The organism is Vibrio satsumensis (genome assembly GCF_050337435.1).
Classification (GTDB): Bacteria; Pseudomonadota; Gammaproteobacteria; order Enterobacterales; family Vibrionaceae; genus Vibrio; species Vibrio satsumensis.
Map to the genome: position 1 here is coordinate 214,155 of NZ_JAKJSX010000003.1, position 13,349 is coordinate 227,503.

Below are 13,349 nucleotides of genomic sequence, written 5' to 3' on the forward strand. Positions count from 1 at the left end.
GAGGTTAGTTACCGTATCGCTTAAGCCACTCTTTCTCGAGCGCGTTTTGCCAACTAGGATGCGGTTCATCAATCGATTTAAATTGCTGGGTGTTTTTAGCGCTGCCAGTGAGGTACTTGCTGCTCAAAACCGAAGGATCGCCCCAAACATTAAGGTCACCTTTGCGAGACTGTGCTTCTGGGCTCAGCAAGAAGTTAATGGTCACTTGAGCACCTGCGGTTGCATTGGCATTCCAAGGAATCGCAAGGAAGTGAATGTTAGATAGAGCGCCGCTATCTAGAGCATAAGCCTTAGTGGTTTCCGCTAGGCGACCACTTGCTTGTGCTGAATAAACAGAGTTTGGATTAAACGTAATCGCGAGGTCGAGCTGTCCGTCATCCAGAAGTTGAATGCTTTCAGATGTACCTGCAGGAAATTGCTTTCCGCCTCGCCATGCCACTTTATGGAATTTATCTAAGTAAGCCCACAGTGGTTCCGTAACTTCTTGGAAGGTATCTTCTGAAACGGGTTTAGCAAGCGCAGGACTGTTGTTTGTTAGCTCAATCAGTAGAGACTTAATGAAGCTCGTACCATGAAACTCTGGTGGGCGCGGGTAGCTTAAGCGATTCGGGAAAGCCTGAGCGTAGCTCAACATCTCTGAAAACGATTGTGGTGGATTGTGCAGTGTTTCTTGATCGTGGATGAAGACAAGTTGCCCAACGCCCCAAGGTGCTTCAAGGCCTTCTGTTGGTTCAGAGAAGTCGACATCAATCGGCAAAGACTTATCCACGTACTGCCAGTTTGGAAGTGTTTGAGTGAATGGTCCAAACAACAAAGCGTTGTCTTTCATTGAGCGGAAGTTCTCGCCATTGATCCAAACGATATCAACACTGCCTTCAGTGTTCTTTCCTGCTGCCTTTTCTGCGAGTAAGCGAGTGGTAGTTTCTGCAATATCGGTTACTTTCACATGTTTTAAGGTAACACCATACTCACTTTGTAATTTCTTGCCCGCCCACTGTAGGTAACGATTGATTTCTTGGCTACCGCCCCAAGCGTGAAAGTAGACAGTTTCTCCCTCTGCCTGCTGTTCTATTTGGTTCCAACTGTCGGTGGATGTTGCTTCATCAGCATAAGTGGTTGCGCTGTATGCAACGGTTGCCATGATTCCTAACGTACTTACTATCTTGTTCATAAACTTTTCCATTTGGTAGTGAACGGGCAAGAGCATTGTGTTTTCGAACGCCCTAATAGTTATTCTATCCGTTTCTCAAATAAATTCTAATTCAACAGTAAATTCAATCAATTACTTGAGAACAGGCAGGGAGTTCGCGGTTGAGTTTGTTCGATATGCGATCGTCTCGAAAGCTCGACAGACTTTAGGCTCTTACCATCCTAGCAATAGACCGATAAACCAGTGAATTTATTGCATCTAAATGAGAGATATTTGAGGTTTATTGGAGGTTGGTACGAAAAGTAGTCGATGAGTGTTAATTTTGAAGGTGTTGTGAGGGTAAGCAGGCAATAAAAAAGGAGCCATGAAGGCTCCTCTAATCAATATCTATTTCGAGAACGGATTAGTTTACCCAATCACGAATTGTGTACGTTAGCGTGTGTACATCGTTTTTCAGTACTAGCGTATCGTTTGTTAGGGTTACGTCGCTCCACTCGCTTAGAGTAGCAGAAACCGACTGTTCGATTTCCATCGCAGAGCCGTGACACATTTTCATTGTCATGCCCATTTGCTTGATACGGAATTGACCGTCTTTCAGCTCGCCTTGACCGAAGAAGTTGTTACAACCAGCCATGCCGTTTGCAGTCATCTTTTCGCCGATCTCTAGACGAGGAGCTGCTTGGTCTTCGCTTTTCACAATGTCCTTGCCATCAATTTGCGCAAGTTCCCAATTATGGTGCTGTAGATCGGTTGGTGTTACTTGCATCGCGTTGTCACCTGTTGTTGTGCATGCTGCTAGCATCATAGGTAAAGCGGCTACTGCTAGTAATTTTTTTGAACTAAACTTCATATTATAAGGCTCCAAAGGAAAGAACGAAGTTACCGAATAAGTGTAACTTGATGGGTTCAAAGTATAGTTTACAAAACACTATATGTGTCAGTATAAGGTCATAGTTTAGTATGGATTTCATGAGCTAGGCGATAAATTAATCGCTTATTTTTGAGATAGTAAGCGTAATTTTGAATGTGTAAGGAGGCACGGTGGAGCAGTTAGAGTTTTTCCAAGTTCCAAGCCCTTGCGTTGGGGTTTGTTCAAGCGATGACAAAGGCTATTGCAATGGTTGTATGCGCAAGAGAGAAGAGCGCTTTAACTGGATGTCGATGACACCGTCAGAACAATTGCACGTGATAAAGCTGTGTCGTCAGCGCTATAGACGAAAAATAATGAAGCAAAAAAACTTGGTTGGTAAGTCGGTCGACGAAGAGGGAAATACAAGTCCCCAAAGAGATCTTTTTGGCTAAAGAGGATGTATTAAGATTTTATTTAACTCCGATGTAACTATTACTTTACATAATGGTTGGGGTGTAATATTAAGATAGGTACCTTTGTACCTGAAGGAGTGGTGTCGGTATGAATAAAAAGAACGTAAAACTCAAAAAAGAGCCAGTCAAAGCACTGGATCGTAAAACGATCGGGGCGAAAGATGACCCTGAAGAGGCTCCGCGTGATTGGCATTCGATGTCAGAAGAAGAACGAATGGAAATCCTTTCTCACCTTTCAGACATGCCTTTTCAATAACACCACTGGTTCTTCAGAGTCTTTCTTAAACCCCTGTTTTCTTAAATAAACAGCTTTCTGAAATAAACATATTATTAAACAAACATGTGATTCGCTTTCGTTACACCACGATGATACGTGCAAAATGTATCATCGGCTTCGGTGGTTTTACTATGGATCTTAATGTTTGTGATGACTTCAACAGCCCCTGCATCGTAGCAAGCTTGCTCTGCTTTTTTAACGATATCGAGTAATTGGTTGAGTTCACCTTTCATCGTGGTTTCCATTGCACCAACCTGGAACGGCACATCGGATGCTTTCACAACTTCAATGGCTTTATCAACCACTTCGAAGTTGTTGCCTTCTTTAACGCGAGGTATTACTTGGAAGGCAACCATCACTTCTTTTTCTCTTTTTAACTCAGACACTTTCTGCTTACTCTAGGATAGGGAATTGTTGCAGATGATAGGTTAATGCGGAGATAAATACTACAGCGGCTATGCTGGTTGGATTACTCTTATTGTTCTACTTATTACCCCAGTGGTCGCTTACCCAACCACCTATGTGTTCATCAAAATGACTGCCACTGAACCTCTGGTTGCGTTCCACCGAGGTATCACAATCATCTTTGTTATCTAATAGGGTTTGTATGTAGTTTGCCATCGGGTCATTGGAACGTTGACGATCTCGGCGGGTTGCCACTTCCTTAATCAGTTGTAATCGATATGTAGAGCTAGCACGTTTCATTTCAATGACCTCCTGTTGTAGACACTAATAGAAAAATCTAGTTGCCAGATATAGGGGCGTCAACGTGATTTGATAGTATTTTTTTTGAGCAACCAAGAATCAATACGTTGGCATCGTAATTCACAAAAGTGTCATTTAAGTTGGCAGCTTTAGGGAAGTTTTTGGGTGTGGATTTATGTTTTGTTGCATATAAAAAAGCCCAGTGCAAACTGAGCTGACCATTCTATTTCTGATTGCTTAGAGCTATTCCTGGTTACTTTGAGCTATTTGTTTTGCTTTTAAACTGCTTAATGCTCTTCTTTTTGGCTGTTCTTCGATTGGCCATTTTGTCTTTTGGCGGACGCTTACGAGCTGTTGATTCTGATGCAGGTTTATCAGTTACAGGGAAACCTTCCAACGATTGCAACGGAAGTGGCTTATTAGTCAGAGTTCGAATCGCATTGAGGTGCTCGTTTTCACTGTGGCTAACCAGCGAGATAGCACAGCCTGCGCTTCCTGCTCTCGCCGTTCTTCCTACGCGATGTACATAAGTTGCTGAGTGAGAGGGCAATTCAAAGTTGATCACAACAGGTAGCTGATCAATATGGATGCCACGAGCCATCACATCGGTTGCGATAAGCACGCGAGTTTCACCATTTTTGAAACTCTCTAATGCCTGTGCGCGCTCTTCCTGGCTCTTGTTGCCATGTAACGCACTTACGCTGATCTTGGCTTTGTTCAATCGCTTGGTTAATGCGTCTGCATTGTCTTTGGCGCCAATAAAAACCAACACTTGCGGCCATTGGTTTTGATTAAGTAGGGCAATCAGTGCTTGAGCCTTGTTGCCTTTGTTCACGAGATACAGTGTTTCTTCAATGGTTTCGACAACGCTGTTTTCTTGGTGAATCGTGATCTTCTCTGGGTTTGATAAAAGCGCTTCAGCCTGATTGACCAACTCTGGAGGAAGTGTCGCTGAGAATAGCAGTGACTGTCGTTTCGCTGGCAGAGCTTCGATGATCGCTTGAATATCAGGCCAAAAGCCCATGTCGATCAATCGGTCTGCTTCATCAAGAACCAATGACACACATTGAGTTAACTCTAATTCGTGACTTTTGATAACAGCCAGCAATCGGCCCGGTGTTGCGATAGCAAGCTGTGGCCCCGTTAATAATTGCTGTTGTTGGTCATCTGCGTTCACACCGCCAGTTAACGTAATCGTTCTGATATTAAGAGCAGTTGCGATGGGTTCTAAAGACTCAGCGACTTGAGACGCAAGTTCACGTGTTGGAACGATAACAAGTGCTTGCAGTTCATTTACATCATGATTGATGTTGTTCAGCAAAGGTAAGCCGAAGGCCAATGTTTTACCGCTACCCGTTTGAGCCAATGCAAGTACGTCTTTCCCCGTAATAATTGTAGGAATTACCGCTTGCTGTATCTCTGTCGGCTTATTGAATTGAGATGGGAGCGCGGACACGGTTTTTGCGTTAAGGGTTAGGCTATCAAATGACATAAATGAACCAAGTATCAAAAGGGATGTGGAGTCTAACAGGGCTGCAAATGTTAGAGAATCAGTTTTGTACGTTACACGATAAACGTATTGATTATACGCGCGAATTATATATGTTAGCCATACGTGATAATTAAGCGTTTGTCATATTGTAATGGCAATGAATGGACGTACAATGTCCGCCCTAAAAATGTTCATGAAATGAGATCGAAATGAGTTGGGACAGTATCTGGCTGTTTATTGTTATCGTGTTTTTTATTGCCATTATTCCGGGGCCTAATGCTTTATTGGTATTAAGCACAGCCTTAACTCAAAGGAAGCTGTTCGCATTTGTGAACGTGTTGGGCGTGTCATGTGGTTTCTTTTTTCATGCCTTTATCTCGGCCAACGGCATAAGTCTGTTACTGTCGAACACCCCCATGGCCTTTGAAGGGCTAAAATGGGCTGGGGTTTTGTATCTTGTCTGGCTTGGGTATAACCATTTTCGTGCGGCACTGCGCGCTCAAGAGGGCGTACTTTCTGTGGTAAGTGCATCGGGAAGTAAGTTATATAACCAATTTTTCAAAGGGCTCCTCACTAATCTTCTGAATCCTAAAATCGTCCTGTTTTATCTTTCTATATTTCCTCAATTTGTTTCAAAAGATGCGATTGTGGCAAACAGTCTCATGCTTGGTGGGATTCAGGCGTCAGTGGTATCGATGTGGTTCTTGGTTGTGATCTTAATGGCGGATACGTTTAAGCGCTTGTTGGTTCAAAAGCGAATCTCACAAATGATGAACATCGTTTGTGGTGTTCTATTCGTGGGCTTCAGCATCCAGTTGGCGTTGTTTCAGCTTTAGGGGGCGACGTGAAGAATTGGCTATTTAGCTATCGGTTCAGTTCTGATTTCCGTCTCAGTTCTCATTTTCTACTGAATGCTAAGCAATCCTTGTTTCTCTGTATAAATCTCTAAAGCATTATCCCGGTAAGTCGATATAATAATCAGCTATCAATTTGGTGAATGTGTTTGTTTGAAACCAATTGAAGCTAAAGTTTATTGCTTGACCGAATAACAGAGACAGGGAGTCATTAATGCGTGAAGATTCATTCACCCAGAAACGCAAATATTACCGCTTAAAGTACCCTCAAAAGGCACGCCCGGTGATGCGAATTAAGGATGAGCTTTTTCATGTCAGTGAAGTGTCTGAAAAAGGTGTACGCCTGATGATGCGCAACATCATTCCGGTTTATCGTGGCTTTTCAATGGCCGGCACCTTGAGGCTGCATGACAACAACAGTGTCGATATTAGTGGTGCTGTATTGAGACAAGAGGGCGATGAAGTGATCGTTCAGTTATCACAAGGCCCCAGCTTCAAAGATATGGTGTCTGAACAAAGGCATATTAGGCAAAGATACCCGGTATTTTTTGCAAGCCTGAGAGTGGCTTAAAAGCGGCTGACGTAAGTTCCTTAAGGCGCAAATAGCTTATTCTAAGCAGAGATTAAAAAGCCCAGCACTTTCATAAGTGCTGGGCTTTGTTATATTGACCAAACTAGATAGAGAGTCAAATAAAGAGCATGGCTAATCTATAGCTCGTCTACTGTTGCCCAAACTGCTGCTAGCATGTCGTGCCCAAATGCGGCACTACGCTCTGGCGACCAGCCGTAAAGTTCGTCAGCGTGGCTGATGTGATCTTTAAATGGCATCTCAACCGTGTAAGCCAAACACTTGAACTGCTCGCCAATCCAGTTTGTACCAACGGTCATGTTCGCTTTGCCTGGTTCGTCTTTGTCGTAACCAAACTCATCTTGGAACTCTGGCGTGATCGTCAGTAGCGCTTGCTTGAAGTGGTTCTCTAATTTAGCAATACGCTCATTGTATGAAGGTGTGCCTTCGCTACCAGCAACAAAGTTATATGGAATCGCTTCATCGCCGTGAATGTCTAGACATAGGTCAACGCCAGTTTCTAGCATGCGCTCACGTACAAGGAAAACCTCAGGGCTGCGTTCCATAGAAGGTGACTGCCATTCACGGTTTAGGTTAACGCCAATACCGTTGGTGCGCAGGTGGCCACGGATGCTGCCATCTGGGTTCATGTTAGGCACAACACGGAATACAACGCTGTCTAATAGTGAACGACCCACTGTGTCTGTCTCATCGAGTAGACGTTGAAGTAGACCTTCGATCAACCATTCAGCCATAGTCTCGCCAGGGTGTTGGCGACCAATAACCCAGATATTTTTCTTCTCTTCACTTGGCTCGCCGATAGTTAGCAAAGTGATGTCGTTGTTGTCTAGCGTATGACCCAGAGTTTCAAGCTTACAAGCCGGGTGCGTTTGAGCACTGTGCAGAAGATCTTGATGACGATCATATGAGTACGGTGCGAAGTACGCGAAGTACATTGAATCGTGCTCTGGAATGATATCAAAGCTTAGTGTGTCGCCATCGAATTGAGATGGGATACGGAACCACTCTTCGCGGTCATACGATGCAACTACATCGTAATCTTTCCAGCCTTCAGGGTATGCAGACGTTGCCAGTTGGCCGATTTCAAAGTGGTGTGCTTGTTGAGCATCGCTTTCTAAACGGAAGTGAAACCACTGAGAGATTTCAGTCTGGTTGTCTGCTGGGATAGTCAGTTGAATGTTTTGTGGTGAATCTGCTGAAACGACGTGAATGTTGCCGCTTTCGAAATTGCTGAAAATTTTCATTGTAGTTTTTATCTCGTAGTTGAGTTGCCGTAAGACTAGCACACTTTTTTTCGAGCAAACCACTAACTAAATCGTAATGAGATGTTATTTCAACTATCTACTTTTTAGTTGTCTATTTTGAACAATTACTTCCAATCTATCGGCGCTGGCAAGTCGTACACCCGCGACAGGCAGAACGTGTGTGGCGATCTAACTTGCTGCGTTGCACCTTGCAATAAGCGTTTTTCAATGCCCTTCGTCCAGAAAACCAATCATCAGGTTTCGCAAGAATCAGATAACCATTAAAGCGTTTCACAAGCTCGACTCTATTTTGGTCGATGAACTTGCTATCAAAGCCAATCTCAAAGTAATCAAGCGCTTGTTCGATGGCAGTGAAACTCGCTATTTTTTGTTGGAATTCTGTTTGGCTCATGGGAAGTAGGTTTCTGTTCTGGTGACAACTATTGTATCGAGTTTACGATTTGTTTTATTGATTTTAGTTATGACTTACCTGGGTTTGAATCGTGGGCTTTTTTAACTTGAAGTGATCTTTTTAACTCTTTGAGGATTATAGATAAAGTATTAAAAAACTAAGACAGGACAGAACCAATGAATCGAATCAATCCAAAGAAACTACTTCGCAGTAAATGGACGGCCGTTAGCCCTTTGAAGAAAGAAAAGCACTTTATGGTCACAGAAGTTGAATTTGATGAAGGGGAAGTAGTGCGCTGCATGATAGAGGCAGTAATGACTAAACGAGAAGAAAACATCAATTGGCGAGAGCTTACTGATAATCAAAATTGGCTCCCAGGCTGGAAGTAGGGCTAGAAGCCTGTTTGATTCTAATCTGTTGTTAATGGCGAACTGGCGTTTATCGGATACTCGACGCACGCCCTTGCCAGTATTTAAGGCCTTCTAACACACCCTCAGCGTGTGTTGCTCTACTCGTGTATACGTTGTCTCTATCCGATAGGTGAGCAACCTCAGGATAATGATTAGCGACCAATATCGAGTTTACGCCCTCAATGGTGAGCATCGAGGTGTCGTTAGCAGAATCACCCGCTACGCACACTTCCGCAACGCTCAAATCATGTTGTTTGAGCAGATGATGAATCGCGGTAGCCTTATTGACGCCCTTCGGGGTGATGTCCAGATACCAGTCGTGAGAGTAGGTGAGATGTACATCCAATCCGTGCGATTCCAAACTTGATTCGATCAACTCATGTTGAGGATCAGACAGTTTCCCTTCAAAAGTAATCTTGTAATCACCTTGATGGTTTTCGAAGCGCTCACCCATAAAATCAAGTGGTGCGAGAGCCGTCTCTACCTTTGATTTGTTCCAAGAAGCTTCCAGTTGGTTATGCCAAACATGGTCTGGTTTTTGGGAATGAACATGATGAATTTTCGTGCCCACATCGCTAATAATACTGTGTGGTTTCGGGTAGTTATCCGATTCTAAACCCACTCGAATCGAAGGTAATGTTCTTCCCGTCGCTATGATAAAGCGGATATCAGGTTGCTCTGTGAGGTAATCAAACAACTGGTTAACACCGTGAGATGAACCACCATCAAGCGTACCGTCAAAGTCACACACCAACATTTTTATCATTCGAATTCCTTGTCTTTTTCTCTATTTCGTCACGGGAAAATGTTTATTTCTTTTATAAAGAATGGCTCAGCAATGAGCACTCTACAAGTTGATATCCAGCTTAGGTAATCACCAATTGAGAGTTTGCAGCAAGTATCACAGTTGGTGTGGTGTATTAAAATTCTTGGTTGAAAAAGTTGATTTAGACTCGCTGACTTTAGCCGGTTGACCTTTGGTTTTTAGGTAGAGATTGAGAGTAGATTTTAGCTTTGTTGCCGAATGAACTTTCGCTTCTGAAACGCCATGAAAGCTTAATAAATAGTTTGTATTCGAATTATTTGTGCACGAACTAATTGTGGGTTTTCTTGGTTCATCCAGCCTATTAATTGCTCTAATGTAAAATTAATATTCAATAATCTATGAGTAAGCAATACATAATATTGGTCGTATGTTTGTTTAATTTATTCTTTTAATTATCAATATCTTGTTGTGTGTTGGCTTGTTTTTTGAACTTGGCGTTATTGGTGTGGTTTCTGGTTATCTCCTTTCTTTGCCGAACGAAGCTCCTTGATTTACACTTGTTAATTACTTAGAGTGCTAATCGTTTTTCGGGTTTAAATAACCATTTTTAAGTTTAAATAACTGAGAAAGGATTAGATTACATGGATCCCATACTGGAAGTTAAGGGACTGTACAAGGTGTTTGGTGAAGACACCGACCGTGCTTTTACAATGATTAATGAAGGCGCGAACAAAGATAAAGTTTTCGAAGAAACAGGTTTAACGATTGGCGTTAACGATGTTTCTCTTAGTATTCAAGAAGGCGAGATTTTCGTAATAATGGGACTGTCAGGATCTGGCAAATCAACCCTAGTACGCCTTCTTAACCGCTTGATTGAACCTACCAAAGGTAATGTGCTTCTTCGAGGCAAAGACATTGCCCACATCTCAGAAGATGAACTCCGCGAAGTCCGCCGCAACAACATCTCAATGGTTTTCCAAAACTTCGCATTGATGCCTCACATGACAGTAATTGAAAATGCCGCGTTTGGTCTTGAGCTAGCGGGTGTTGAAGTCGATAAGCGAAAACAGTCAGCATTGGAAGCGTTAGAGCGAGTAGGTCTTGGCGCGTATTCAGAATCTTACCCTGATGAATTGTCTGGCGGTATGAAGCAGCGTGTTGGTTTGGCTCGTGCTCTAGCATGCGACCCCGATATTCTGTTAATGGACGAAGCCTTTTCTGCGCTCGATCCTTTGATTCGTACTGAAATGCAAGACGAGCTAATTCGCCTGCAAAATGACGATAAACGAACCATTGTTTTCATCTCGCATGATTTGGATGAAGCGATGCGTATCGGTGACCGAATTGCAATTATGCAAAATGGCGAAGTGGTTCAAGTAGGTACTCCAGACGATATTCTTAATAACCCAGCTAACGATTATGTCGAAGCTTTTTTCCGTGGTGTAAACGTAGCAAGCGTGCTTACTGTGAAAGACATTGCGCGTAAGAAGCCAGCTGCGGTATTTAAAAAATCAGAACACGATGGCCCAGCGTCCGCTCTACAAATTTTGATGGATAACGACCGCGAATACGGCATCGTAGTTGAGAAGACCAGTCGTTACTCCGGCATCGTCTCTATTGATTCCCTTCGTAAAGCACATAAAGAAAACAAATCACTCGTCAGCGCGCAGCTCGATGATGGTTTAACGCTGAACCCTGATTTACCAATCAATGATGTGCTTGGCCTTGTTGGCGGTGTGCCTTATTCCGTTCCTGTTGTGGACGAGCAAGGTAATTACTTTGGCGTTGTGACTAAGTCACGACTGCTACAAACATTAGATAAGGGATAGATCATGTCGTCTGAACAAACAAATAATGACCCATGGTCACAGTCTACTCCTGCCGCTCAACCTGCAAGTGATCCTTGGGGCCAAGCCGCTGATACTTCACCATCTGCAGATTGGCTAAGCAGCGAAACCGTCGAAACGACACCTTTTGATCCACTTAACCCATTTGCAGAAGCAGTTCTGCCTGTTGATACTTGGGTTGAGTCTGGATTAAATTGGTTAGTTGAACACGGACGTCCGTTATTTCAAGCAATACGTGTGCCTATCGATTTCATCCTAAGTTCATTTGAAACGGCGTTGGTGTCTACACCAGCTCCGTTTATGTTGATCATCTTGTTTCTCGTCGCATGGCAGTTTTCAAATCTGAAGCTTGGCGTGGCTACCGCAGTATCGTTGACGTTCATTGGCTTGATTGGCGCTTGGTCTGAAGCGATGACCACACTTTCACTGGTTATGACGTCGGTCTTCTTCTGTCTGTTGATTGGTTTGCCCATGGGGATATGGCTCGCGCGTAGTAATACTGCGGCTAAATTCGTACGCCCAATTCTCGACGCCATGCAAACGACGCCAGCCTTCGTTTATCTTGTACCCATCGTAATGTTGTTTGGTATCGGTAACGTTCCGGGTGTCGTGGTGACCATCATATTCGCACTTCCTCCTGTTGTACGTTTGACTATCTTGGGTATTCAACAGGTGCCGGAAGATTTGATCGAAGCGGGTCACTCATTCGGCGCAAGCAAAAAGCAGATGCTATATCGAATTCAATTGCCATTGGCGTTGCCAACCATCATGGCAGGCGTAAACCAAACACTAATGTTGTCGCTATCGATGGTGGTTATCGCATCAATGATCGCGGTAGGTGGTTTAGGTCAAATGGTACTGAGAGGTATCGGCCGTTTAGATATGGGATTGGCCGCTGTTGGTGGTCTAGGCATTGTTATTTTGGCAATCCTACTTGACCGCATTACCCAAGTTCTTGGGGTAAATGCAGGCAATACAAAATTACGCTGGTATCACATGGGGCCTGTTTCTCTTGTGCTAAAAGCTTTAAATCGCGGTAAACAATCAGAACTACAACTAAGGAAAAACACCAATGAATAATTCATGGAAGAGCAAACTCGCAGTTAGCATCGTTTCTACATTAGCAGTATCAACGAACGTGTGGGCAGCAAGCTTACCGGGTGAAGGTGTATCAGTTCAGCCAGTTCAATCGTCTGTTGCGGAAGAAACATTCCAAACGTTGATTGTTAACCGCGCTCTTGAAGAGCTTGGCTACGACGTGAAATCTACGCAAGAAGTGGATTACAATGTAGGTTACACCTCTATCGCAAAAGGTGACGCGACGTTCCTAACGGTAGGTTGGTTCCCGCTTCATGCTGATAAATACAAAATGGCGGGCGGCGATGACAAATTCTACCGCGAAGGCCAATATGTTAGTGGTGCTGCTCAAGGTTACCTAATCGATAAGAAAACGGCAGAAAAGTACAACATCACTAATATTGGTCAACTGACTGATCCAAAAATCGCCAAGCTGTTTGATGCTGACGGTGATGGGAAAGCAGATCTTACGGGCTGTAACCCAGGTTGGGGCTGTGAAATGGTTATCGAACACCAACTATCGGCATTCAAGCTGGACGATACGGTAACTCATAATCAAGGTAACTATGCGGCGATCATTGCCGACACAATTTCACGTTACCAGAAAGGTGAATCAATCCTTTACTACACGTGGACACCTTATTGGGTGAGTGGCGTATTGGTGCCTAACGAAGATGTAGTATGGCTAGAAGTTCCGTTCTCTTCACTACCAGGTGAGCGTGCGAATGTTGATACTACTTTGTCTAATGGTAAAAACTACGGCTTCGAAATGAACTCAATGCGCATTATTGCGAACAAAGAGTTTGCTAAGAACAACCCATCAGCGGCTAAACTTTTCGAAATCATCAAACTTAACATCAATGATGTAAGTGCTCAGAACATGATGATGAGCAAAGGTAAAAACAGCTCTGCGGATATCGAAGCGCACGTAAACGGTTGGATCAAAGCGAACCAAAGTACGTTCGATGGTTGGATTACAGAAGCGAAGAAAGCAGCGTTGTAACTTTGACTTGTATTTGCTCTGTCTTACAAGACATTTTGATTTGATGAGCGTGTTGAGTGATTGTGTAGAGTCACTCAATCACCTTCAAATCAAGTGAAATGGCGACAGAGTGAACATTAAAAAAGCCAGCAGTCCAATTTGGATTGCTGGCTTTTTGTTTTCTGTTTCTATTCTTGAGCTTCTAGCTTCTAGCTTCTAGT

The 13,349-nt window shown here is 43.5% G+C and carries 16 protein-coding genes; 8 read left to right on the top strand and 8 right to left on the bottom strand.

Going from position 1 to position 13,349, the window contains the following annotated elements:
- Window positions 1-4: 4 nt before the first annotated feature.
- Together L4C44_RS01145 and L4C44_RS01150 are read right to left on the bottom strand one after the other, a co-directional pair.
- Entirely contained in the window at window positions 5-1,171 is a 1,167-nt protein-coding gene (locus L4C44_RS01145) for an ABC transporter substrate-binding protein (RefSeq protein WP_146491885.1), read from the bottom strand.
- Window positions 1,172-1,553: 382 nt separating this feature from the next.
- Entirely contained in the window at window positions 1,554-2,000 is a 447-nt protein-coding gene (locus L4C44_RS01150) for an META domain-containing protein (RefSeq protein WP_004734625.1), read from the bottom strand.
- 191 nt (window positions 2,001-2,191) lie between these two features.
- Here L4C44_RS01150 and L4C44_RS01155 point away from each other — a divergent pair, with 191 nt between their 5' ends.
- Together L4C44_RS01155 and L4C44_RS01160 are read left to right on the top strand one after the other, a co-directional pair.
- Window positions 2,192-2,452 (top strand): DUF1289 domain-containing protein, encoded by a 261-nt coding sequence (locus tag L4C44_RS01155; RefSeq protein ID WP_032545919.1) that lies wholly within the window; start codon window positions 2,192-2,194, stop codon window positions 2,450-2,452.
- 109 nt (window positions 2,453-2,561) lie between these two features.
- On the top strand, window positions 2,562-2,729 hold the full coding sequence (locus tag L4C44_RS01160; RefSeq protein ID WP_186728085.1) for a hypothetical protein: 168 nt from the start codon (window positions 2,562-2,564) through the stop codon (window positions 2,727-2,729).
- A gap of 74 nt (window positions 2,730-2,803) precedes the next feature.
- Here the strand turns inward: L4C44_RS01160 and L4C44_RS01165 are convergent, their stop codons facing one another.
- The 3 genes from L4C44_RS01165 to L4C44_RS01175 form a co-directional block, all read right to left on the bottom strand.
- Window positions 2,804-3,106 carry a thiamine-binding protein gene (locus L4C44_RS01165; RefSeq protein ID WP_061018985.1) on the bottom strand — a complete coding sequence of 101 codons (303 nt, stop codon included), beginning with the start codon at window positions 3,104-3,106 and terminating at the stop codon, window positions 2,804-2,806.
- A 127-nt stretch (window positions 3,107-3,233) separates the two neighbouring features.
- Window positions 3,234-3,455, bottom strand: a complete 222-nt coding sequence (locus tag L4C44_RS01170) for a hypothetical protein (protein ID WP_146491886.1) — start codon at window positions 3,453-3,455, stop codon at window positions 3,234-3,236.
- A 253-nt stretch (window positions 3,456-3,708) separates the two neighbouring features.
- Complete coding sequence (locus tag L4C44_RS01175) at window positions 3,709-4,947, bottom strand: DEAD/DEAH box helicase (protein ID WP_428804192.1); 1,239 nt, start codon at window positions 4,945-4,947, stop codon at window positions 3,709-3,711.
- Window positions 4,948-5,156: 209 nt separating this feature from the next.
- On the opposite strand from L4C44_RS01175, the gene L4C44_RS01180 reads away from it, so the two are divergent.
- Both L4C44_RS01180 and L4C44_RS01185 read left to right on the top strand, forming a co-directional pair.
- Entirely contained in the window at window positions 5,157-5,783 is a 627-nt protein-coding gene (locus L4C44_RS01180) for a LysE family translocator (RefSeq protein WP_428804193.1), read from the top strand.
- Between the two features lie 232 nt (window positions 5,784-6,015).
- The gene (locus L4C44_RS01185; protein ID WP_048658352.1) at window positions 6,016-6,372 is read left to right on the top strand and encodes a hypothetical protein; all 357 of its coding nucleotides are present in this window, start codon (window positions 6,016-6,018) and stop codon (window positions 6,370-6,372) included.
- A 137-nt stretch (window positions 6,373-6,509) separates the two neighbouring features.
- Here the strand turns inward: L4C44_RS01185 and L4C44_RS01190 are convergent, their stop codons facing one another.
- Both L4C44_RS01190 and L4C44_RS01195 read right to left on the bottom strand, forming a co-directional pair.
- Window positions 6,510-7,634: a M14 family metallopeptidase gene (locus L4C44_RS01190; RefSeq protein ID WP_146491889.1), complete on the bottom strand. Its 1,125-nt coding sequence runs from the start codon at window positions 7,632-7,634 to the stop codon at window positions 6,510-6,512.
- Between the two features lie 136 nt (window positions 7,635-7,770).
- Entirely contained in the window at window positions 7,771-8,046 is a 276-nt protein-coding gene (locus tag L4C44_RS01195; RefSeq protein WP_146491890.1) for a nitrogenase-stabilizing/protective protein NifW, read from the bottom strand.
- Between the two features lie 176 nt (window positions 8,047-8,222).
- Between L4C44_RS01195 and L4C44_RS01200 the strand changes: the two genes are divergently transcribed.
- Window positions 8,223-8,435: a TIGR02450 family Trp-rich protein gene (locus tag L4C44_RS01200; RefSeq protein ID WP_017065368.1), complete on the top strand. Its 213-nt coding sequence runs from the start codon at window positions 8,223-8,225 to the stop codon at window positions 8,433-8,435.
- 49 nt (window positions 8,436-8,484) lie between these two features.
- Here L4C44_RS01200 and L4C44_RS01205 read toward each other — a convergent pair whose 3' ends face one another.
- Window positions 8,485-9,222: an HAD-IIB family hydrolase gene (locus tag L4C44_RS01205; RefSeq protein WP_146491891.1), complete on the bottom strand. Its 738-nt coding sequence runs from the start codon at window positions 9,220-9,222 to the stop codon at window positions 8,485-8,487.
- 641 nt (window positions 9,223-9,863) lie between these two features.
- Between L4C44_RS01205 and proV the strand changes: the two genes are divergently transcribed.
- From proV to proX, 3 genes are read left to right on the top strand one after another with little or no spacing between them, the layout of a single operon-like run.
- Window positions 9,864-11,051: a glycine betaine/L-proline ABC transporter ATP-binding protein ProV gene (proV, locus tag L4C44_RS01210; protein WP_428804194.1), complete on the top strand. Its 1,188-nt coding sequence runs from the start codon at window positions 9,864-9,866 to the stop codon at window positions 11,049-11,051.
- A gap of 3 nt (window positions 11,052-11,054) precedes the next feature.
- Window positions 11,055-12,149 (top strand): glycine betaine/L-proline ABC transporter permease ProW, encoded by a 1,095-nt coding sequence (gene proW / locus L4C44_RS01215; RefSeq protein WP_327783987.1) that lies wholly within the window; start codon window positions 11,055-11,057, stop codon window positions 12,147-12,149.
- Complete coding sequence (gene proX, locus L4C44_RS01220; RefSeq protein ID WP_285952948.1) at window positions 12,142-13,149, top strand: glycine betaine/L-proline ABC transporter substrate-binding protein ProX; 1,008 nt, start codon at window positions 12,142-12,144, stop codon at window positions 13,147-13,149. Before proW ends, proX begins: the two co-directional genes overlap by 8 nt.
- Window positions 13,150-13,349: the final 200 nt, after the last annotated feature.

Bases quoted from the DNA above. Each gene is read 5' to 3' on its own strand.
- L4C44_RS01190 (WP_146491889.1), bottom strand. From the start codon at position 7,634: ATGAAAATTTTCAGCAATTTCGAAAGCGGCAACATTCACGTCGTTTCA.
- L4C44_RS01145 (WP_146491885.1), bottom strand. From the start codon at position 1,171: ATGAACAAGATAGTAAGTACGTTAGGAATCATGGCAACCGTTGCATAC.
- L4C44_RS01150 (WP_004734625.1), bottom strand. From the start codon at position 2,000: ATGAAGTTTAGTTCAAAAAAATTACTAGCAGTAGCCGCTTTACCTATG.
- L4C44_RS01180 (WP_428804193.1), top strand. From the start codon at position 5,157: ATGAGTTGGGACAGTATCTGGCTGTTTATTGTTATCGTGTTTTTTATT.
- L4C44_RS01195 (WP_146491890.1), bottom strand. From the start codon at position 8,046: ATGAGCCAAACAGAATTCCAACAAAAAATAGCGAGTTTCACTGCCATC.
- proW (WP_327783987.1), top strand. From the start codon at position 11,055: ATGTCGTCTGAACAAACAAATAATGACCCATGGTCACAGTCTACTCCT.
- L4C44_RS01175 (WP_428804192.1), bottom strand. From the start codon at position 4,947: ATGTCATTTGATAGCCTAACCCTTAACGCAAAAACCGTGTCCGCGCTC.
- L4C44_RS01200 (WP_017065368.1), top strand. From the start codon at position 8,223: ATGAATCGAATCAATCCAAAGAAACTACTTCGCAGTAAATGGACGGCC.
- L4C44_RS01205 (WP_146491891.1), bottom strand. From the start codon at position 9,222: ATGATAAAAATGTTGGTGTGTGACTTTGACGGTACGCTTGATGGTGGT.
- L4C44_RS01165 (WP_061018985.1), bottom strand. From the start codon at position 3,106: ATGGTTGCCTTCCAAGTAATACCTCGCGTTAAAGAAGGCAACAACTTC.
- L4C44_RS01170 (WP_146491886.1), bottom strand. From the start codon at position 3,455: ATGAAACGTGCTAGCTCTACATATCGATTACAACTGATTAAGGAAGTG.
- L4C44_RS01160 (WP_186728085.1), top strand. From the start codon at position 2,562: ATGAATAAAAAGAACGTAAAACTCAAAAAAGAGCCAGTCAAAGCACTG.
- proX (WP_285952948.1), top strand. From the start codon at position 12,142: ATGAATAATTCATGGAAGAGCAAACTCGCAGTTAGCATCGTTTCTACA.
- proV (WP_428804194.1), top strand. From the start codon at position 9,864: ATGGATCCCATACTGGAAGTTAAGGGACTGTACAAGGTGTTTGGTGAA.
- L4C44_RS01185 (WP_048658352.1), top strand. From the start codon at position 6,016: ATGCGTGAAGATTCATTCACCCAGAAACGCAAATATTACCGCTTAAAG.